The sequence below is a fragment of the Halosimplex amylolyticum genome, from assembly GCF_051414035.1.
Taxonomy (GTDB): Archaea; Halobacteriota; Halobacteria; order Halobacteriales; family Haloarculaceae; genus Halosimplex; species Halosimplex amylolyticum.
In genome coordinates this window covers 311329-331866 of the sequence record NZ_JBLKNW010000001.1, presented here as the reverse complement: position 1 = coordinate 331866, position 20538 = coordinate 311329, and the positions used below count along the sequence as shown (strand labels likewise).

At 68.7% G+C, this 20538-nt stretch carries 18 protein-coding genes and 2 tRNA genes; 8 read left to right on the top strand and 12 right to left on the bottom strand.

The window, feature by feature from the left end; genetic code table 11:
• Positions 1 to 11: 11 nt before the first annotated feature.
• Together ACMGFE_RS01525 and ACMGFE_RS01520 are read right to left on the bottom strand one after the other, a co-directional pair.
• On the bottom strand, positions 12 to 911 hold the full coding sequence (locus ACMGFE_RS01525) for a DUF7351 domain-containing protein (RefSeq protein ID WP_436923232.1): 900 nt from the start codon (positions 909 to 911) through the stop codon (positions 12 to 14).
• 578 nt (positions 912 to 1489) lie between these two features.
• A tRNA-Asn gene (locus ACMGFE_RS01520) sits at positions 1490 to 1592 on the bottom strand.
• Between the two features lie 145 nt (positions 1593 to 1737).
• On the opposite strand from ACMGFE_RS01520, the gene cca reads away from it, so the two are divergent.
• Entirely contained in the window at positions 1738 to 3105 is a 1368-nt protein-coding gene (cca, locus tag ACMGFE_RS01515) for a CCA tRNA nucleotidyltransferase (RefSeq protein WP_436923230.1), read from the top strand.
• Between the two features lie 49 nt (positions 3106 to 3154).
• On the opposite strand, the gene ACMGFE_RS01510 is transcribed toward cca, so the two are convergent.
• The 5 genes from ACMGFE_RS01510 to ACMGFE_RS01490 form a co-directional block, all read right to left on the bottom strand.
• Positions 3155 to 3409 (bottom strand): MarR family transcriptional regulator, encoded by a 255-nt coding sequence (locus ACMGFE_RS01510; RefSeq protein WP_495849296.1) that lies wholly within the window; start codon positions 3407 to 3409, stop codon positions 3155 to 3157.
• Between the two features lie 221 nt (positions 3410 to 3630).
• Positions 3631 to 4647: a histone deacetylase family protein gene (locus ACMGFE_RS01505; RefSeq protein ID WP_436923227.1), complete on the bottom strand. Its 1017-nt coding sequence runs from the start codon at positions 4645 to 4647 to the stop codon at positions 3631 to 3633.
• 7 nt (positions 4648 to 4654) lie between these two features.
• Complete coding sequence (locus ACMGFE_RS01500) at positions 4655 to 5092, bottom strand: histone family protein (protein WP_436923226.1); 438 nt, start codon at positions 5090 to 5092, stop codon at positions 4655 to 4657.
• A 140-nt stretch (positions 5093 to 5232) separates the two neighbouring features.
• On the bottom strand, positions 5233 to 6702 hold the full coding sequence (locus ACMGFE_RS01495) for a single-stranded DNA binding protein (RefSeq protein ID WP_436923225.1): 1470 nt from the start codon (positions 6700 to 6702) through the stop codon (positions 5233 to 5235).
• Between the two features lie 681 nt (positions 6703 to 7383).
• Positions 7384 to 7998, bottom strand: a complete 615-nt coding sequence (locus tag ACMGFE_RS01490) for a hypothetical protein (protein WP_436923223.1) — start codon at positions 7996 to 7998, stop codon at positions 7384 to 7386.
• A 113-nt stretch (positions 7999 to 8111) separates the two neighbouring features.
• On the opposite strand from ACMGFE_RS01490, the gene ACMGFE_RS01485 reads away from it, so the two are divergent.
• Positions 8112 to 8184, top strand: a tRNA-Arg gene (locus tag ACMGFE_RS01485).
• Between the two features lie 417 nt (positions 8185 to 8601).
• On the opposite strand, the gene ACMGFE_RS01480 is transcribed toward ACMGFE_RS01485, so the two are convergent.
• A complete protein-coding gene (locus ACMGFE_RS01480; RefSeq protein ID WP_436923222.1) occupies positions 8602 to 9318 on the bottom strand; it encodes a hypothetical protein in 717 nt (238 codons plus the stop codon).
• Positions 9319 to 9476: 158 nt separating this feature from the next.
• Between ACMGFE_RS01480 and ACMGFE_RS01475 the strand changes: the two genes are divergently transcribed.
• The 6 genes from ACMGFE_RS01475 to ACMGFE_RS01450 all read left to right on the top strand — a co-directional run bounded on the left by ACMGFE_RS01475 (position 9477) and on the right by ACMGFE_RS01450 (position 12996).
• On the top strand, positions 9477 to 9824 hold the full coding sequence (locus ACMGFE_RS01475; RefSeq protein ID WP_436923221.1) for a cupin domain-containing protein: 348 nt from the start codon (positions 9477 to 9479) through the stop codon (positions 9822 to 9824).
• A gap of 169 nt (positions 9825 to 9993) precedes the next feature.
• Positions 9994 to 10368 (top strand): VOC family protein, encoded by a 375-nt coding sequence (locus ACMGFE_RS01470; RefSeq protein ID WP_436923220.1) that lies wholly within the window; start codon positions 9994 to 9996, stop codon positions 10366 to 10368.
• Between the two features lie 36 nt (positions 10369 to 10404).
• Positions 10405 to 10881 carry a DUF6653 family protein gene (locus ACMGFE_RS01465; RefSeq protein ID WP_436923218.1) on the top strand — a complete coding sequence of 159 codons (477 nt, stop codon included), beginning with the start codon at positions 10405 to 10407 and terminating at the stop codon, positions 10879 to 10881.
• Positions 10882 to 10947: 66 nt separating this feature from the next.
• Entirely contained in the window at positions 10948 to 11454 is a 507-nt protein-coding gene (locus ACMGFE_RS01460) for a DUF6653 family protein (protein ID WP_436923217.1), read from the top strand.
• Between the two features lie 32 nt (positions 11455 to 11486).
• Positions 11487 to 12107 (top strand): DUF309 domain-containing protein, encoded by a 621-nt coding sequence (locus ACMGFE_RS01455; RefSeq protein ID WP_436923216.1) that lies wholly within the window; start codon positions 11487 to 11489, stop codon positions 12105 to 12107.
• 70 nt (positions 12108 to 12177) lie between these two features.
• Positions 12178 to 12996: an HVO_2922 family protein gene (locus ACMGFE_RS01450; protein ID WP_436923215.1), complete on the top strand. Its 819-nt coding sequence runs from the start codon at positions 12178 to 12180 to the stop codon at positions 12994 to 12996.
• 81 nt (positions 12997 to 13077) lie between these two features.
• Here the strand turns inward: ACMGFE_RS01450 and ACMGFE_RS01445 are convergent, their stop codons facing one another.
• From ACMGFE_RS01445 to ACMGFE_RS01430, 4 genes are all read right to left on the bottom strand, one after another.
• A complete protein-coding gene (locus ACMGFE_RS01445) occupies positions 13078 to 13722 on the bottom strand; it encodes a DUF7344 domain-containing protein (RefSeq protein ID WP_436923214.1) in 645 nt (214 codons plus the stop codon).
• A gap of 231 nt (positions 13723 to 13953) precedes the next feature.
• Positions 13954 to 15708, bottom strand: a complete 1755-nt coding sequence (locus ACMGFE_RS01440) for a bacterio-opsin activator domain-containing protein (RefSeq protein ID WP_436923213.1) — start codon at positions 15706 to 15708, stop codon at positions 13954 to 13956.
• On the bottom strand, positions 15708 to 16160 hold the full coding sequence (locus tag ACMGFE_RS01435; RefSeq protein ID WP_436923212.1) for a response regulator: 453 nt from the start codon (positions 16158 to 16160) through the stop codon (positions 15708 to 15710). Before ACMGFE_RS01435 ends, ACMGFE_RS01440 begins: the two co-directional genes overlap by 1 nt.
• Positions 16153 to 20499 carry a PAS domain S-box protein gene (locus tag ACMGFE_RS01430; protein WP_436923211.1) on the bottom strand — a complete coding sequence of 1449 codons (4347 nt, stop codon included), beginning with the start codon at positions 20497 to 20499 and terminating at the stop codon, positions 16153 to 16155. Before ACMGFE_RS01430 ends, ACMGFE_RS01435 begins: the two co-directional genes overlap by 8 nt.
• Positions 20500 to 20538 lie beyond the last annotated feature (39 nt).

Here is a 20538-nt window from a genome sequence, read left to right as displayed (position 1 = left end):
GGGAAGCGCAGTTACGTCCGTTCGGTGTCGACGACGGCGAGCGAGCGGTCGACGGTCACGTCGAGTCGCTCACCATCGACCTGGAGCGGAACGGTCACGCGTAACGGATCGCGTTCAGTGACGGCGATGTCGTCCGGGTCGCAGGCGCCGACGGTCCACAGCATCTCGGTCAGCACGTCGTGGGCGTTGGCGGCGACGAACGGCAGGACGTCGGGGTGGTAGACGAGGACTTCCGGCAGGTCGGTCGAGAAGAAGTTCTTGCAGTACGAGCAGTGGTGGACGACGGCGGGGCCGGGCATCGCGTGTTCGAGATCGCTCGACTTCTCGTCTTCGGGGACCACGTCGTGGTACATCTCGCTGGCGCAGGTCGGACAGACGTCGCTGGCGACGGTCATCAGGTCGCGCCGGGCGTAGACGTTCGCCGCCCACAGCACCGCGTCGGGGTCGTTCGACCGGATGGCGCCCGGCGGGAGGTGGTACTTGAACGCCAGGTCGCCACAGTCCCGGCAGCGGACGACGAGCATGCTGTTCCGATAGGTCGCCTCCAGGTCGCCGTCGCAAGTGACGCACGAGGAGTCGACGGGGAACGGGTCGACGGTCGTCCGGTCGGTGAAGCTGTCGGCCTTGATCGCCTGATAGAGGATGACGCCCGGGTACAGCAGGCCGTAGCCCTCCGGTTTCTCGGTGACGAAGACGTCCAGTAGTTCCTGAAGGTGGTAGTTGAACCGGCCGCTGTCGGTCACGTCGCATCGGCGACGCAGTTCCTCGAAGGGGAGCGGCCGGGGCTGGTTTCCCTCCTTGGCGTCGCCGAGTTCGAGGAGGATAGACACGCGCAGTTCGTTGCCGAGGAGGGAGAACGCCTCGGCGGGCGGGACGGACCGCTTCTCGGAGACCTCGAACGCGTCGCTCATGCCCACGCACCTCGGGGCGCATCCATTTAGCCCTGTCTCTCCCGCGTGGCTGGGCAGGGAGCAGTCGTCACACGCTCGTCGGCGCATCGAGCGGTCGACTGTTACCCGTCCGCGTCCGTCACGCAACTGACCGATGGCGCCGCGGGACGCCGGGGCGCTGTGAGGCGGCGAGTTCCACGTCGCCCGCCTGCTCCTCCAGCGCGAGCTGGCGCTGACCCCTGAGTGATTTCACCACGTTACCGACTTGTTGTGGCGCGCGCTGTCGCGCGTGTTCGAGCACTGCGAGAACCGCGCGGCGTAGCCGTGCGAGGGATGAGTAGCGCAGGGAGCGAAGCGACCGAGCAACGCAGTCGGCTGGGGAGGTGTGAGGCCGTCTGCGGTGTCGTGCGATGGGTGGGAATGAAAGGGGCGACTGGTTCGACGAAGCACGACGACGGAAGCACCGCAGGGAGTGAAACGACCGAGGAGCGCAGCGAGGCGCGCGAGTCGAACCAGTCGGGGCTTTCAGTTCTCGTCGTCGGCTGCTACTGTAGAACTACACTGATTCGACTCACCGAAGAAAACGACGACTGCTAGAACGCCACCGCCAGGACTCGAACCTGGGACAACCTCGTGTCTGCGGCACGCAGGTGACCTGCGCACCCTAACAGCGAGGTGCTCTACCAACTGAGCTACGGCGGCACGCATACACTGATAGCCGGAGTTATTGTATAGGGATTTCGCTTTGGACCCGCCGCGTCACGGAGTCACGCACGTCGACAGAGCGACAGTTCCAAACCCACGGTACATCAGACAGATTTTCACGGGCCCCACCGAACCCACGCACATGAGCGACGAGTTCGAGGGGGTCGTCGAGCGGGTCCGCGAGCGGGTCGAGCCCGACGCGGTCGAGCGCGAGCGACTCGACCGGGTCGCCGAGGAGTTACGCGAACGCGCACGGGCCGCCATCGCCGACTTGCCGGTCGACGCCGAGGTAGTCCGGGCCGGCTCGACGGCCCGCGACACCTGGCTGGCGGGCGACCGCGACGTCGACCTGTTCGTCTCGTTCCCGCCCGATATCGACCGGGAAGACCTGGAGTCCTACGGGCTCGACGTCGGTCACGCCGTCCTGCCCGAGGGTCACGAGGAGTACGCCGAGCACCCGTACGTCAAGGGAACGCACGACGGGTTCGACGTGGACCTGGTGCCCTGTTACGCGGTCGAAGACGCGACGAAGATTCAGTCCGCGGTGGACCGCACGCCGTACCACACCGAGTACATCACCGAGCGCATCGACGCCGAACTGGCAAGCGAGGTGCGCGTCGCCAAGCAGTTCCTCACCGGCATCGGCGTCTACGGGAGCAACCTCCGGACGCGCGGGTTCTCGGGGTACCTGACGGAACTGCTCGTCGACGAGTACGGCGGCTTCCGCGCGTTCGTGGAGGCGGCGGCGAACTGGCATCCACCGATAGAGCTCGACCCCGAGGATCACGGACGGGAAACCTTCGACGACCCGCTCGTGGTCATCGATCCGACGGATCCCGAGCGCAACGTCGCCGCGGTCTGCTCGGCCGAGGCCGTCGCGCGCCTCCAGCACTACGCGCGCGAACTCCTCGCCGACCCGCGCGAGGAGCTGTTTTTCCCTTCCGATCCCGACCCGCTCGACGCGGCGGCCGTCCGGGAGGCCTTCGAGCGGCGCGGGACCACGCCGGTCGCGCTCCGGTTCGACGCGCCCGACGTCGTGGACGACCAGCTCTACCCGCAACTCGACCGGTCGCTCGGCGGCGTGACGAGCGAACTCGACCGGCGCGGGTTCGACGTGCTCAGGGCGGCGGCGTGGGCCGACGAGACCGTCGTCATCCTGGTCGAACTCGAAGTCGCCGAGCGGCCGGCCGTCGAGCGCCACGAGGGGCCGCCGGTCGACGTCCGCGACCACGCAGAGGGGTTCTACGAGGCCTACGCGGACGACGACCCCGAGGAGGACGGCACGTACGGTCCCTTCCTCGATGGCGACCGGTACGTCGTCGAGCGGCCCCGGGAGTTCGAGACGGCGGTGGCGTTCCTGGAGAGTGACGCCGTCCTCGACGTGGCGCTGGGCGCGCACGTCGAGTCGGCGATGGAAACCGGATACGCGGTGCTCGCGGGCGAGCAGGTCGGCGAACTGGCCGCGGAGTTCGGCGTCGAGTTCGCGCGCTATCTGGCGCCGCGCCCCTGATCGGTCGCGCGTATAAAAATCCCGACACGGTCGACCCGGACCGCGGTGGTTATTCGGTGTCGATCGCGTAGAGTCGCTGGCGGGCGTCCGCCGGGTAGATCCGTTCCTCGACGAGGTCGGCGTCGGTCAGGTCCGACAGCGCGCTGCGGACGCTGCGCTGTGAGAGCCGGGTTTCCTCGGCGAGCGTTTTCTGGGTCAGCGGTCCCTCGTACTCGAGGACCGTGTACACGAACTTCGCGCTCGGTGTCAGGTCGTCGAGTTGCGATTCCCAGTCACGATACGTTTGTTCCGTACAGCAACACACGGGGTGAAGTCACCAAGAGACTCGTTCCGTGTACACACTTGTAATGGTTTCCGCCGTTCGTTGATATGTAGGCCGGTACCCGTCGGCTGAGAGACATTGTTTCCCCGGATCGCCCGGTCGGCTACCGCTCCTGTCGGGAAATTCACTGTGTCGACAGCAAACGTATCAGGAAGCATACAACAGCGGCGGACGGCTGCATCGGTCGGGGAGCGGTCGCCGACTCACTCGGCGGCGAGGTCGAAGCCCTGCGTCTGCAGGTCCTCGATGACCTGCCGGGCGGCGTCCTGGACGTCCTCGGTAGGTTCGGCGGGCTCGTAGCCGTCGAACACGTCGTGGACGGTCCGGATGCTCTCGGTCAGCGTGTCGAGGCCGTAGCCGCCTTCGAGGACGAACCCGAGGCCGGCGTCGATCCGGTCGGCGAACGTCGCCAGGCGGCGAGTCAGACAGCCGTACCCTTCGGTCGAGACGCGCATCCGCGAGATGGGGTCGTGTTCGTGGGCGTCGAAGCCCGCCGAGACGAGGAGCAAGTCCGGGTCGAACGCCTCGAAGGCGGGGACGATCAGGTCGTCTACTGCGGCGAGATAGCCGCTGGTGCGCGTGCCCGGCGGGAACGGGACGTTCATCGTCGTGCCCTCGCCGGGGCCCGTCCCGATCTCGGTCACGTCGCCGGTGCCGGGGTAGATGCCGTCCTCGTGGATAGAGACGAAGAACACGTCCTCGCGGTCGTCGAAGATGTCCTGCGTGCCGTTGCCGTGGTGGACGTCCCAGTCGAGGATGGCGACGCGGTCGACGTCGCGGTCGTCGAGGGCGTGCTGGGCCGCGACGGCGACGTTGTTGAAGAAGCAAAACCCCATGGCGTCGTCTTCGACGGCGTGGTGGCCCGGCGGGCGGCCGAGCGAGAAGGGGGTGTTCCGGCCGTTCGATCCGTCGAGCGCCGCGTCGGCGACCCAGTTGGCCATGCCGGCGGCCGCGAGCGCGGCGTCCCAGGTGGCTTCGACCGCGACGGTGTCGGCGTCCCAGTCGCCGCCGCCGTCGGCGCAGAAGTCCTTGACGTCCTGGACGTAGTCGGCGTCGTGGACGGCCTCGATCTGTGCCTCGGTCGCGTCGTCGGGGGAGACGTACCTGACGCCGTGGGACTCCGAGAGGCCCTGCCGGATGGCGCGCAGGCGGTCGGGGCTCTCGGGGTGGCGCTTGCCGGTGTCGTGGTCGAGACAGGACTCTCGGTAACCGAAGTTCATGACGGGCTTACTCGTAGTACTGTGCTAATCGAAAGTAGGCCTCGACGTCCTCCGCCTTGACCGTCCGCCGGTCGGCGTGGCGGGCCAGGTCGGCCGCCGCTGCGGCCACGCGGTCGGCGAAGGTCTCCAGTTCGGACGCCAGCGCGACGCGGGCGTCCATGGAGACGCGATAGTCGTCGATGTCGAGGCGAGCGATGCGGTCGACGGGAGCGATCGGCAGTTCGAGGTCGTCCTTGTCCTGGGAGACCTCGACGCCGAAGTCCGACGCCATCAGCGTCTTCCGCCCGTCCGCGGTCGCCACCTCGGCGGCCTCGGCCGCCAGGTCGGCCCCTCGCTGCTGGATGCGACGGGCGAGTTCCTCGGCGGCCTCGGCACTGACCCGCAAACTCCCGGCGTTGCGCCGGATTATCGTGTCGACCGGCGCGAACGGTAGCTCGACGCTCATACACCACAAGCGGTCTGTTCCGGCCTTAAGCGTTTCCGAAAACCGCTGTCCCCGGACGCCGGGCGCGCCACCGCCGCGGTGCCACCCCGTCGCTCTCTCGAGTGCGACCGCGAAACGCGCCGCTCCACGGTCGTACGCCGTCAGAACACGTCGTCCGCGTCGAGTCGGTCGTCGCGCAGCGACCCGCGCGCGGTCACTTCCTGGCCGAGGGTCAGCGCCGCGTCCGTCTCGACCTGCATCGTCTCCTGCCCGTCGTCCAGAATCACGGGGTCGCCCGTCTGGACCACCGTCCCCGTGAACTCGACTTCCTCGGTCGCTGCGGTCGCGGCGCCGCCGTCCGCGCTGGCACCGCCCGCGCCGCCCGACCCGCCGTCGGATTCGGTCGCGTCCTCCACACCGTCGCCGTCACCGGTGAACGCGCCGAGGCCGGTCGACTCCGACCCGCCGTCGTCGCCACCACTGCCCGCGCCGCCCGGCGAGGGCGCGGCCGCGCCGGCGCCGGTGTTCTCGTCGAGGACGACGACCGTCGACTGCCAGCCCGCAGACGCTTCCAGGTCGTCCTGCCAGCCGTCCTGGATCTCGGCGTCGGCGACGAAGACCTCGTCGCCGGGAGCGATCTCCTTGTCGGCCTTCTCGCCCCAGAGCGCGACGCGGATGTCGCCCGTGTCGTCCTGTACGCGGATGTTCCGGACCTGCCCCTCCGAGCCGTCGTCGCGGTCGAACGTCCGCTTGGGGTCGGCCGAACGGACGACGCCGGCCAGGTCGACCACCTGGTCCATCTCGACGGCGTCGATGGCGTCGGCCTCGGGCACGAACTCGACGGTCTCCTCGATCTCGTCGACGGCGCCGTGGTCGCCGACGTGGAGTTCGAGGTCGCCCTCGCGCTCGCGGACGTACCCGTCGACGATCTCGACGGCGGTCCCCGGCTGTATCTCCTCGACGCGGTCCGCGCGGTCGTCCCACAGCGTCACGCGCACGCGCCCCGTCTCGTCGCCGAGCAGGAAGTTCGCGACCTTCCCCTCCGAGCCGTCGTCGCGGTCGAACGTCCGGATCGACTCGGTCTCCAGCACGATGCCGGTGACGTTCACGTCCGACTGGCCCATCGTCAGCCCGTCGACGGACGACCCCGCGCCGAGTTGTACGTCGATCTCGGCGTCGTCGTCGGGTTCGGCCTTGTCGACCGAGACTTCGAGGCCGTTGTAGCCGTCTTTCGGTCGGCCGGCGACGCGGAGGACCTGCCCTTCCTCCAGCATGCCGTCGGTGATGGCCTCGGCCTGCTGGTCCCAGAACGCGAGGCGGACGCTGGCGGTCTCGTCGGCCGCTTCCACGTTGACGACGCGGCCGTCCTCGTCTTCGCCGTCGCGCTCGAAGGTCCGCAGATCGCCGATAGAGACGACTTTGGCGAGGAACTTCACCTCCTCCATGCCGGGCTCGATGTCCGCGACGGTGTCGACTTCCCCTTCGTTGAGCTCGTGGGCGAGGAGCATCGCCGCCGTCTCCTCGTCGGCGAGTCCGCCCATCTGCTCGACCTTCTCCTCGACGGCCTCGCGGAACTCCTCCTCGGAGACGTCGGTCTCCAGATCCGCGTAGATCTCCTCGATCTCTCCCATTAGTCTAGCCGTTGGCACGGTATGTCGCCGCTTAAGCGTTGTCGTTGCCCCGGTACCCAGTCCGCGTACGGCGATTTCGCCGCCGTTTCGGCCGCGCCACCGACCGAACTGATCGTCCGCGCGCTCGCCGCGTTCGCTCCGTGCATGGGTCGGTGTGGTCGCTGCTTCAGGTATAAAATCGAGGGTCGACGCGAGGGAGTGTTCAGATCAGTCCGCAGGGTAGACAATTGCGGTGGCGCGCGCTGTCGCGGCCCCGTGCCGCGACGAAACCGCGCGAGGGATGAGAAGCGCAGGAGCCTGCGACGAGCATCGCAATCGGCTGGGGAGGGATGTGGCTGTCTGCGGTACTGTCTTCCTGGCGGACTGAAAGGGCGAGGCGCGCTTGCGATGAGCGAAGCAAATGGAGTCGCCTGAGCGGGCTCTATTCGAGCGAGCGCAGCGAGCGAGAATATCCCGCGCAGCGACCGCGAGAGCGAGGCGCGAGCGCAGGGAGCGCCTCGCTATGCGAACGACGAGCGAAGTGAGCCGTGAGCGAGCGCGCCGAGGGCTTTCGTCACCTGCCGTCCTCTGCAGTCGAGCCAACTCAAATCGAGCGTGTCGAGGGCTTTCATCACCGTTGTCCCCGCTGCCGTCGCTCCCGATCGACTTCTCCCCCGGTTCAAGCGTCGCTACCGAAGCCGGCTACCGGTCAGCCGACGTAACCCGCGTGTCCTCGCCGCCGTGTTCGTGGACGACCGTCACGGTTTCGGGGAGCGCGGCGTCGAGGGCGATCGTCGCCTCGTAGTCGATCTCGGTGATGCACTCGGCGCACGCGGTGTCGGTGTCCGCGTCGGACTCCGCCGCGACGACGACCGTGAGAGAGCCGCCGTCGAGGCGGACGTCCGAGAGGACCGCCGTGTAACAGGCGTCGTTGCCCCAGATGGTCCCGGTGACCGTGACGGACCCGCTGCCCTCGTCGAACGAGACGGACGCCTCGTCGGTCTGGCTACCGCAATCGTTGCCGGTCACCGAGAACGATTCGTCGGCGATACCGCTCGGCGTCGTGGACGGCTCGCTGTCGGGCGTTTCGCTCACCGTGTCCGTCGGCGCGTCGCTGGGCGTGTCGCTCCCGTCGGGGTCGGGCTCGGTGACCGTATCCCCGTGTGTGTCGCTCTGGGTGTCGGCGTCGGTCGGTTCCGGGGTCCCGGTCGGTTCGTCGGTTTCCGTCGGTTGAGCGCCCGGGCCGTCGGAGAGACAGCCCGTCGCGGCCAGTGCGCCCGCGGCGGAGAGACCGCGGAGGAGGGTGCGTCGCTTCACGACAGGACGGAGGAGGGTCCGGATAAAGGGCTTTCTCCACCATCAAGCGACCCTTTGACACTCGCCGGACGGATCGTAACCCCTTTACAATCAACCGCGGTACGTAGGAGTGAGTCCGGATAGGGTAGTGGACTATCCTCTTGGCTTGCGGAGCCAGGGACCGGAGTTCGAATCTCCGTCCGGACGTTACTCTCCCGAAGCAACCCGGCGAGCACCGCGTAGCGTGTGCTCGCCTCCGCTGAGGGAGATCACGGTCACGGAGATTCGAGCAGGGAAGTCGCAGCCCGGGAAGCGAACGGCGCGAGGCCGAACGAAGTGAGGCCTCGGGAAGCGAACGGGGAACGGAGTGACCCGTGAGCAGTGAGCGACCCGGAACGTCTTCACGAGTTCGAATCTCCGTCCGGACGTTCACTTCGTTCACGTCCGACGTGCCCAGCGCTCACTTCGCTCACGGTTCCCTGCGGTCACCGTTCACTTCGAGGCGCTCCGTCCAGTCGCGCTTCGCTCGCGCTGGACTCCGTCCGGACGTTCCTGTCGACACCACACCGCGAGCAGCGCTTCGCGCGTGGTGGCCGGCGTGAGTGGGTCGACGAACCAGCGGGGTCAGACGAGTCTTGTGGCCAGCAGGCCGCCGAGGCCGCCGAGCGCGGCGTTGATCGCCAGTCCCAGGAGTTCGCCGGCGACGACGAGGCCGACGAGGATGGCGCCGCTCGCGAGTTGCCCGATGGCGTCGGCTCCGGCGAGCAGTCCGCCGGCGACCGACACGAGCAGCGGGACCGTCGCCGCCCACCCGACCAGTCCGGCCGCGGCGCCGATACGCACGCCGGAGCCGTCGTCGTGGAGGTACGCCGCGGCGCCGCCGCCCGCGATAGGCGACCCGGGGACGAACGAGACCAGGGCCGTCACCGCGGCGCCGTAGACGGCACAGGCCCAGAACGTCGCGGTCGTGCCGCCCTCGCTGGCGACCCGGCGGCGGGTGCGCCGACGCACGACGACGAACGCCGCGGCGCCGACGACCAGCACGAGCCCAGTCACGACGATGCCGGCCGCGAGCCAGTCGACGAACGGCTCACCGGCGGTGATGGCCTCCGAGGGCGTGATCCCGTTCACCTCCACCTCCTCGCTGGTGACGAAATCGGCGATCAGTGCCCGGTCGACCCGGGTGTAGATCCCGACGCCGACCGCCGCCAGGACGAGTCCGATCGCCCCGGTCACGATTCCCAGTAGCCAGTCGGCTGTCGCCGGTACGGGGTCACGTCCCTCGGTCGGTCCACCGGCCGGCGGCTGTCCTGCGTCGTGCACGGTATCTACGTCCGTCATATCTCCCGATAGGGTCCCCCACCGATTATAGCCACGAGCCGCGTTTCACCGCCGGAAAGCCGGCGAATCAATTAAGTTGTTCCACGAGTCGGGCCGCCAGTTCGGCGGTCAGCGGGACGGGCCCCCAGAGATTTGTCGCGAGCGCGCGATCCAGGCGTATGGAGCGAGTCAGCTTCGACGACGCCGAGACGTACGAACCGGACGAGGGGTGGCGCCGCGTGGCGCTGGCGGGCGACGACGACGTGAGCCTGGAGTGGTTCGAGAAGCCTCCCGGCCACAGCTCGCCGATGCACGACCACGAGAACGGCCAGGTGTGTCTCGTCCTCGACGGCGAGCTTACCATCCACACAGAGGACGACAGCGAACGCCTCCAGCGGTACGACTCGGTGTGGCTCGACCCCTGGGAGTCCCACCGCGTCGAGAACGAGGGCGAGGAGACGGCAGTCGGCCTGGACATCTTCGTCCCCGGTCGCTCGTTCGACTTCTGGACCGACCGCGAAGAATGAGCGATGGAACCTGCGAGAGGAGAAGACAGTACCGCACAGAACAGCGGGGATGAATCGATCGGCGGTTGCGGCTACCACGCCCTCTGAGGTGGTACCGGTAGCGAGGCATACCGAAGTCCCCCGGCCCATCACAGTACGTTTAAGCCGGAACTCTCCGAGCGATTACCCGATGACACTCCGACACACGTCTATCCGCGTCGCGGATATCGAGGCGACCATCGACTTCTACGCCGACCTCGTGGGCTACGAGGTGCTCCGGGAGTTCGAGACCGACGACGGGACGCGGAACGTCTTCGTCGGCGACCCCGCGGACGAGGACACCGACGACCCGGCCGCGCTCCAGCTAGTCGAGACCGACGGGCCCGTCGAGACGGGCGACTTCGAACACGTCGCGCTCACCGTCGAGGACGTGGACGCGGCGCTCGACCAGCTGGCCGACGAGCGGATCGACGACGGCCCGATCACCATGGACGAGTTCGACTCCCGCGTCGCCTTCATCACGGCACCCGAAGGCTGGGGCGTCGAACTCGTCGAAGACATCTGAGCGCGGCTTTTTCACCCAGCCGAGCGAACTCAGAACATGGACGACTCGATTCGAGCGCGGGCGAAGCGGACTTTCTGGGAACGGCACGCCAACCCGTGGAGTGGGTGGTCGCGAACGCTCACGTTGCCGGCGCTGACGTACGCGGTGTACCACCGGCGGTGGCGACTGGGCGTCGCCGCGATCCTCTTCGCCGCGGTGAACCCGCTGTTGTTCCCGAAACCCGACGACGCCGACGCGTGGATGACGAAGGTCGTCCTCGCGGAGCGCCGGTGGCGCGAGACGGGCGACAGCCTCGGCGCGCTGCAGTGGCTGAACGTCGGGAACGCGTTCGCGACGGTGTACGCCTTCTACGCCGCGTATCGGCGCGACGCCGGCGGCGCGACGGTCGGCACGAGCCTGTCGATGACGCTGAAGTTCGCGTTCGTCGCCGCGCTCGTCCGGCGCTACGAGGGCGAACTCGACTCGCTCGACGTGGGGACAGTCGCATCGGACCGTGACGGACGGCCGCAGTAGGGGAGTCTCGCTCGACGCGGCCCGTCGTACCCCACGCTTATTGGGACAAACTACCAAGGTACGGACGTGTCGACCACAGTGCCATCGGAACGGCTCGCAGAGTTCCTCTGGGAACGACACGCCAACCCCTGGAGCGGGTGGACGCGCGTGTTCGCGTTCCCCGTGCTTGTGTACGCGATCCTGACGCGGCGCAAGCGGCTCCTGGTCGCGGCTGTCGTGGCCATCGCCGTCAACCCTGTCGTCCTCCCCCAGCCCGAAGACGCGCGGGCGTGGACGAACGACGTGGTCCAGGCCGAACGCTACTGGGTCGACCACGGGAAACACGGGACGCTCCTCCGGGCGCTCGACGTCGCGACGCTCCCGGTCACCGTGGGGGCGCTGTACGCCGCCTACCGCCGCAAACCGCGGTCGACCGCCGTCCTGACCGCGCTCTCGATGGCGCTGAAGTTCGCGTTCGTCAACGCGCTCGTGCGCCACTACGAGATCGAAACCGCGACCGGAGCCGGGGCCGAGAGCGCGTCCCCAGACGAACGCGACTCGTCGGCGGAGACCGCCGACGAGCCCGCGTCGTAGGGGTTTTCGGCCTCGCGGGCGAACCGCAGCGCATGGACCCACAGCTCCGGGCAGGCGTCGCCGTCTACAACGCCGGCCACTACCACGCCGCCCACGACGCGTGGGAGGAGCGCTGGCTCGACCTGCCCGAGGGCGACGACGAGCGATTCCTCCACGGGCTCATCCAGTTCACGGCCGCCGTCTACCACGCCCGCGGGCGCAACTGGTCGGGCGCGACCGGCCTCGCCGACAGCGCCGGCGACTACCTCGCCGGCCTCCCGCCCGACTACCGCGGCGTGAACGTCGCGACCGTACGGGCGTTCCTGGCCGGCCTCGCGCGCGACCCCGAACGCATCGAGCGCAGGGCTGCCCCCGCGCTCACCTACGAGGGCGAAGCCATCGGGCTGGCCGACCTCGACGTCGAGGCCGCGTTCGTCGCCGCGGGCGTCCTCGCCGAGGACCTGGGGTACGACGAGGAGGTGATCGAGCAGGCGGCCCGGTACGCTCGTGCTGACCTGGACGCCGGCGACGAGGGGAGCGAGTTCGTCACGTTCTTGCTCGATTTCGTCCGCGACGCCGAGCACCGGGGTATCGTCGCCCAGCGCCTCTCCGAACACGTCGACCGCCGCGAACACCGCGAGTCCGACGTGGACGGGCTGTTCGACGAGCGCTGAGGTGAGCGAGGCGGACGCGAGCGGCCGGAACCGTCGCCAAGCGTTTCCGCCGCGGACCCTTCGTGAGGGTATGGCCGACGACGATACCAGTCATGACGCGGAGCGAGCGTCCGAGGACGAGAAACCGGCGGACGGCGGGCCGACCGACGCCTTCGAATCGGATCGCACGACCACGCGGGCCGAAGCGGCCGCCGTCCTCCGCGGGCTCGCCGACGGCGTCGACGCGGGCGCCGTCAGCATCGGTACGGGCGAGGACGCCGTCTCCGCGGCGATCCCCGACGAGTTCGACTTCGAAGTCGAGTACGAGCGCGACGACGACGAGGTGGAGATCGAAGTCGAATTCGAGTGGGCGCCCGACGACGAACCGCCGACGAGCGACGTCGTTCCCGCCGACGAGTCCGCTCGCGCGTCCGAGTCCCAGAATGACGCCGACGGATCGGCTGACGACGGCGAGCCGTCCGTCGCAGGCGACGATCCGTCCGTCCAAGGCAGCGGACTGTCCTCCGAAGGCCAGGGGCTGTCCCCCGAAGGCGACGAGTCGTCCGGGAGAGACGACCGTCCGACAGTGGAGACGGCGACGGTCGAAGCGGCGGTCGAGTCGGACGGCGGAATCGACGAACCAGCGGACGAGGCGGTCGACGGGACGGCTCCGCGGGACGACCGCGAGACGGGGGCGCCGGCGGTCGAGGCCGTCGCGCCGCTGGTGAGTCAGGCGCGATTCGAACTGTTCCGCGACCGCGCGAGCGAGTGGCGCTGGCGACTCGTCCACCGGAACGGGAACGTCATCGCCTCCAGCGGCGAGGGGTACACGCGGAAACACAACGCGGAGAAGGGGTTGCGGAGCGTGATGCGCAACGCGCCCGACGCGACGGTCGACGAAGAAGGCTGAGTGAGCGGCGACCGCGGATGCGGTCGGCGCCCCAGGTCGATATCCCCGGTCGAAGCCGCTGCCGGACGGAGTAAGCGGGGTCTACGCCCCGACAAGCAGGTCACCGACCGACGGGGTCTCGCTCTTCCGGTAGGCGACGGTTTCCTCGTCGGTATCGTAGTCGACCAGGCCCGCGTCCTCGAGTTTCGGGAGGTGGACGTGGTGCAACTGCACCGCGGCGTCGTGGACGGCGTCGGCCGACGGCGACCGCGACGCGTCGCGAGCGGCCAGTTCGCGGGCGAGGGTGGCGCGCGCCACGCTCCCCGTTCGGGACGTGAGGACGTCGAGAACGACCAGTCGGTCTTCGTCCGTCACGCAGGAGCGGACGTCGTCCCACTCGTCGTCGCCGCGGAGGAGTCCTTCGAACCGGGCGTCGTCGAGGAGCGGGTGCTCGGCCGGGGCCACCGTCTCGTCGGACTGGTCCCACGAGACGAGGCCTGCGTCCTCGAGCGTCGGCAAGTGAGCGTGATAGAGCCTCGTTCGAGCCGACGCGACCGCTTCGTCGTCGACCGATTCGGCCCCCTCGTCACGCTCGGCCGCGGCGAGTTCAGCGGCGAGCGCTCGTTCGCTCAGCGATCCCGATGCGTCGGCCAGGGCGACGAGGACGCGTCTGCGCGCCCCGTGAGTGAGGGCGTCCAGCGACTGGGTACCGAGGCGTCGTCCGCGAGTATCCTCGAGGGTGCTCATCGTAAGTCTCCCTTATCCTGCACGGGGGAAGTACGGTCTGCCTAAGTGTTTTGGAGAACCCCGATATCCTGTTATTTCCGAGGCAGATGGCTCGAAACGGTAGTTTACCGGCAAGCAACTGGGAGCGACGGCCGACCGGCGAGCGGGTGCAAACGTCGGCGCGATGGTCGACCGACGAGCGGGCGGCGAACGCCCGAGCGACGAGCACGAGCGGCAGCCGGCGACCGGGGATCAATCGGAGCCAGAGCCGGAGTCGGACTGGGACTCGGTCACGGAGTCGGAGTCACTGCCGGAGTCGGATTCCAGTGGCGTCCACGGGGCAGACTCCCCGTCGGCCGACTCGTCCCGGAACAGGGCCTCGAAGAGCTTCCGTTCGGCCGCCCGGAGGTGCTGGGTGAACGTCGCCGGCGAGACGCCGAGGCGGTCGGCGACCTCCTCGCCGGTGCTCGTCCGCGGCCAGTCGAAGAAGCCGGCGAACACGGCCGTCTCGACCGCGGACCGCTGCTTCTCGGTGAGGCGGTCCTCGATGACCGAGGCGGCGGTGTCGACGGCGTCGTCGTCGCGCTGGACCGTCCGCTGTGCGCGGGGGACCGCGCCGGGGCAGTGCTCCTCGACGAGTTCGACCAGCTGGCGCTTGTCGCGCCCGCGCGGGAACCCGACGACGAAGCGTAACTCGCCGTCGGCGATCGTCGCCGAGGAGACCTGGCCGCCGTGGGTCGCGACGGCGGTGACCAGCGACGTGGCGATGTCCGTGACGAGTTCGAACCCGAGTTCGTCGCCGTCCGACGAGAGGAACCTGAACTCGTCGACGACCTCCGTTCGCTCGACGGCCTCTCGGAACGCGTCCCCCGAGACGCCGTCGGCCCGACCGTACGCGACGACGCCTCTGTCGCTGCGGACCACGGTTTCGACGTCGACGACCGCCTGGCCGTCCGCCGTGAGCGCGGTCAGTTCCTCGGCGACCCCGGTCACCGCGAACTCGATCTCGAGGGCCGCGTCGCTCACCAGGGCGTCCCTGCGCTCGACGGCGGTGATCGCGTGTCCGATGACGTCGCCGAGCCGGCCGAGGACCTCGACCTCCGGTTCGGAGAAGGCGTTCGGGGACTCGGCGTAGACCGCCAGGACCCCGTAGAAGAGGTCTTCGTGCGCGATCGGGACCGCGGCAGCCGAGCCGTAGTCGCGCTCGCTCGCCCGGTCGCGCCACCGCTCGAACGCCGGGTCCGTCCGGACGTTCTGGACGACCTGGACCGACTGCGTCCGGACCGCCTTCGCTCCCGGACCCTCGGGCCCGGACTCGCCGTCGAGAGAGACCGTGATCTCGTCGAGGTACCCCGCTTCGACGCCCGCCGATACCCGCGGCGTCACCTCGTCGGTCGACCGGTCCACCTCGCCGATCCAGGCGAATCGGTAGGCGTCCGAGGCGACGAGTCGTTCGCAGACGGTCCGTTCGAGGTCATCGCGGGTGTCCGTGGTGATGACCGCGTGGGTGATGTCCTGGCTGACCCGGTTGAGGTTGTTGAGCGCTTCCAGTTGTTCGAGCCGCCGGGCCCGCTCGCGTTCCTGGCGGTTGCGCTCGATCGCGTGGTGGATCGAGCGCACCAGCAGGTCGCTCGTGACCTCGTCTTTCACGAGGTAGTCCTGAGCGCCGCGCTGGACGGCCTCGACGCCGACCCCCTCGTCGCGCAGCCCCGTGAGGACGACGATCGGGACGAATTCGGTCGCGTCGAGCACGCGCTCGAGCGTCTCCAGGCCGGTGCTCTCGGGGAGCCCGAGGTCGAGGAGCAACACGTCCGTGCCGCTCTCGGCGAGCCGGTCGAGGCCGTCCGAGAGGGTCGTCTCGTGGTGGATCCGCGAGCCGTCCGCGCCGGCCGCGTCGCCCTCGACGCGCTGGCGGAGGTCGCCGACCTCGCGAAGCATCTCCTCGATGAGCCGGGCGTCGCCGGGGTTGTCCTCGATGAGGAGGAGGTCGAGTTCGTCTCCGGACATCACTCCACCTCGTCCGACGGGAGCTTGACGACTTCGAGCCAGAACGCCTGGAAGCGCCGGACCGTCTCGATGAACTCGCTCGGGTCGACCGGTTTGGTGAGGTAGGCGTTCGCCTGGAGTTCGTACGACTGGACGACGTCCTCCTCGGCCTCCGAACTCGTCAGGATGATGACCGGGAGACACGAGAGGTCGTCGTCGTCCCTGACCTCCGCGAGGACCTCCTCGCCGTTCTTGCGAGGCAGGTTGAGGTCGAGCAGAACGATGTCCGGCCGGGTGGCGTCGGCGTAGTCGCCCCGCTGGTGGAGGAAATCGAGGGCCTCGACGCCGTCGGTCACGACGTGGAGGGTGTTGGAGATGTTGCCCTCCTCGAAGGCCTCCCGCGTCAGCCTGACGTCGCCGGGATTGTCCTCGACGAGCAGGATGTCGGCCGAGGCACCGGGTCGCTCAGTCATTTTCGTCCTCCGGTGCCGGGAGCGTGAACGAAAAGGTTGCGCCTTGGCCCGGTTCCGACTCGACCCATATCTCGCCCCCGTGGCGCTCGACGATCCGCTCGGACAGCGCGAGCCCGATCCCCGTCCCGTCGTAGTCGGCCCTGTCGTGGAGGCTCTGGAACACCTCGAAGGCCTGCTCGGCGTCGACCGGGTCCATCCCGATCCCCTCGTCTCGAACGGAAACGACGTACTCGTCGCGGGCGCGTTCGGCGGAGACGTAGATCCGCGGGGTCTCGTCGCCGCTGTACTCGATCGCGTTGTCGAGCAGGTTCTGGAACACCTGACGAACCTGCCCGGCGTCGGCGTGGACCTCGGGCAGTGACTCGGCCGTGATCGCCGCGTCGGTCTCCTCGATCTTCACCCGGAGGTCTTCGCGGGCGTCCGCGAGCACCGCGTCGAGGTCGACCGTCTCGAACGGGTCGCCCCGCGTCTCGACGCGCGAGTACGCGAGGAGTCCGTCGATCATGTCGCGCATGCGGTCGGCGCCGTCGACGGCGAACTCGAGGAACTCCCGGCCGTCATCGTCGAGTTTGTCCTCGTAGCGGCGTTCGATCAGCTGGAGGTAGCTGGAGACCATCCGCAGCGGTTCCTGCAGGTCGTGCGAGGCGGCGTAGGCGAACTGTTCGAGCCGTTCGTTGGACTCCTCCAGGTCGGCGACCAGCTGTTCGAGGTCCTCCTGGTAGCGGCGGCGCTCGACGGCCTCGGCGAGGACGTTGGCGACGCTCATGACGAAGTTGACGTCCTCGTCGGTGAACTCGCATCGCCCGGTGTCGTGCGTCCCGAGGATGCCCCACGGCTCCTCGACGGAGCCGATGACCGTACTGATCCCACTCACGACGTCGTGGGACGTGAGCAACTCGGGGCCGCTGAATCGGGTCTCCGCGTCGAGGTCGTCGACGACGACGGGCTGTTCCGAGAGCAGCGTGTACCCCGCCTGCGAGTTGTCGTCGGCGTCGACGGTCGCCTGTCCGACGATCCTCTCGTCCCAGCCGACGCCCTGGCGCAGGAGAAGCTCCCGTCTGTCGCCGTCGAGGTCGAGCACCTTGCAGTACTCGTTGTCGAGCACCTCGGCCACCTGCCGGCTCGCCTCGCGCATGAGTTCGTCGACGTCGTCGGTTTCGAGCGCGAACTGGCCGAGTTCGGCGATGGCCTCCTGCTGACTGGTCCGCCGTTCGAGCGCCCGCTCGCGCTCCTTTCGCTCGGTGATGTCCTGGGCCATCGTCATCCCGGCGAAGACGTCACCCCGTTCGTCGGTGATCGGGACGCCGTGGATGAGCCAGTCCCGGCCCTGGTACTCGACCTCGACCGCCCGCTCTCGACCGTCGAGCGCCGCCTCGAACGCCGGTTCGAGCGCGTCCGCGGTGTGCGCTGGCCAGACGTCGCGGAACTGCTCGCCCTCGAGATCGTCGGGGTCGATGGGGAGGTCCTCGAAGCCCCGTCCGGCGGCCAGCGTGTACACCAGGTCGTGGTCGAACAGCGTCACGACGCCGTTGGGGAAGTACTCGGCGAGCGTCCGGTAGCGCTGCTCGGACTCCGCGAGTCGCCGTTCGTACTCGCGTCGCTCGGAGACGTCGCGGTCGGAGACGATGATCGACACGACCTCGCCGTCGTCGTCCGTGACGGGCCTGAAGTAGCCTTCGAGCGTGTACTGCTCGCCGTTCGGGCGGGTGAGGTCCGCCTGGAATTCGACGTACTCGCCGGCGGACGCGCGCTCGGTCCACTCCCTGACGTCGTCCCGGACGTCGTCGCCGGCCCCCCACCAGGGCGTCTCCCAGAACGCTTCGCCCTGTACCTCGACGAGGTCGGCGTCGATGTACTCCATCGCCGTCTCGTTGATGTCCAGCACCGTCCCGTCTGGTTCGAGCAACCCGACGAGGATGTTCGGATCCTCGAAGACCGCCTCGAAGCGGCGTTCGGTCTCCCGGAGTTCGCGTTCGCGCTCCTTCCGGTCGGTGACGTCCTGGACGATCCCGTCGAAGTAGACCTCGCCGTCCTCCTCGGTCCGGATCCCCGTCCCCGAGATCCAGATCTCCCGGCCGTCGAGCGTCTCCTGTCGCAACTCCTCGTTCCTGACGATCCCTTCGCGCTCCAGGCGCTCGCTGAACGCCGCGCGGGTCTCGGGGTCCGGATAGAGGTCGCTGACCGAGACCCCCATCAGTTCCGCCGGCGAGTCCGCGTCGAAGATCCGGGCGAGCGCGTCGTTCATTTCGACGAACTCGCCCTCCGGGCCGGGCGTGTTCCGATAGACGCCGACGGGGAGGTTCTCGACGAGGCGCTCGTAGCGCCGGAGTTCCTGCTCGCGAGCCTTCCGGTCGGAGATGTCGCGGACGACGCCGACGCGCCGCTCGGCGTCCTCCCCGGTCGGAAGTATCGCGAACGTCGCTTCGGCGGGGAGTCGACCGCCGTCGGCCGTCTGCAGCTCCGCCTCGATCACGGCCGTCTCGGCCGTCCCGTCCCGGAGCGCGGCCTCCTCCTCTTTGGCCCGTTCCCGGACGACTCCGTCGACCACCATCGAGACGTGTTCGCCGATCAGGTCCTCGCGGTCGTAGCCGGTCATCTCCGCGTAGGCGTCGTTGACCATCCTGAACCGCCCCTCCTCGTCGACGACGTACACCCCGTCGTTGACGGCCTGGAAGATGGTCTCGTAGCGCTGTAGCTCGCGCTCGCGCTCCTTGCGTTCGGTGATGTCGACCAGATAGCCGAGGTAGTGGGTTATCTCGCCGGCGTCGTCGCGGACGATCTTCGTCGTGTCTTCGACCCAGCGGACGTCGCCGTCGCTCGTCAGGACGCGGTACGGTTCGTGACTGAATCGCTCGGTCGTCTCGTCGCTGTGTTCCGCGACCTCGGCGGCGATCCGGTCGACCTCTTCGTCGAGGAGCAGGTCGGTGTACGGGACCTCCCCGGACTCCAGCGTCGCCGGCTCGTAGCCCAGGACGTCCGTGACGTTCTCGGAGACGTACTCGACGGGCCATCCCTCCTCGTTGCGCCAGCGGAAGACCATCGCCGGTCCCTCGGCGAACACGTCGCGCTCCTCGGCGAGCCGTCGCTCGGCGCGGACCTCCTCGGTGACGTCGATGAGTACCCCTTCGATCGCGGTGACCTCGCCGCCCTCGGAGCGTTCGTGGCCCCGTTCACGTACCCATCTGATCTCGCCCTCGGCCGTCTCGATGCGGTAGGTCGTCAGGAAGGTCCCGTCGTCGGCCAGTCCCTCCTGGGCCTCCTCCCAGAGCGCCTCGTGGTCGGCGTCGAAGACGACGTCGTCGCCGAACGACACGTCGCCGCGCTCCAGCGCCTCCGGGTCGTAGCCGGTGAGGTCGCGACACCCCTCGCTGACGAACTCCATCGGCCACCCGCGCTCGTTGCGACAGCGGTACACCATCCCAGGGACGTTGGCCATCAGCGTCGAGAGGCGGCGCTCCTGTTCTTCGATGCGCCGACGTCGCTCCTTGCGCTCGGTGACCTCCCGGAAGTACACCGACAGACCGCTCTCGGATGGGTACGCCCGGACCTCGAACCAGGCGTCGAGCGGGTCCGGGTAGTACTCCTCGAACGTGACCGTCTCCTGCTCGTACATCGCCCGCTCGTACTCCGGTTTGAACTCCCGGCTGACGGCGTCTGGGAACGCGTCCCAGACGGTCTCGCCCACCAGGTCGCGTCCCTCCGGGTTGATCAGTTCGTTCGCGCGGTCGTTGACGTAGGTGAACTGCCACTCCTCGTCCAGCGCGAAGAACCCGTCGGAGATGCGACCGTACACCTCGTCGAGGCGGCTTCTCGTCTCCGCCCGCTCGACCGCCGACGCGACGACGTTCGCGACGTTCTGCACGAACGTGGCGTCGTCGTCGGTGAACTCGCGGTGCTCGGTCGCGTGCGTGCCGAACACGCCCCAGGGGTCCGCGACCGGGCCGACGATCACAGTGATCCCGCTGACGACGCCGTTGTCGACGAGCAGGTCGTTGCCGTCGAATCGTTCGTCCTCCGCCAGGTCCTCCGCGACGACGGGCCCCTCCGTGCGTAACGTGTACCCCGCCAGCGAATCCGACTCGGCGGGCACCGTCGCCGAGCCGACCGTCCCCGCGGGCCACCCGACCCCTTCCGTGAGTTCGAACCGCTCGCCCTCGGGACCGAGTTCCAGCACCTCGCAGAAGTCGGTATCGAGCGTCTCCGTGACTGCGGTCGCCGCGTCGCGTATCACCCCGTCGAGTTCGTCCGCTTCCAGCGCCCACCGCCCCAGGTCCGCCACCGTCTCCTGCTGGCGGACTCGGCGCTGTAATTCGGCGTCGCTTCGCGAAGAGGAACTCATGTAGGGAACCCAGACGTGCGGGCCCCGTAAGAATTCCGC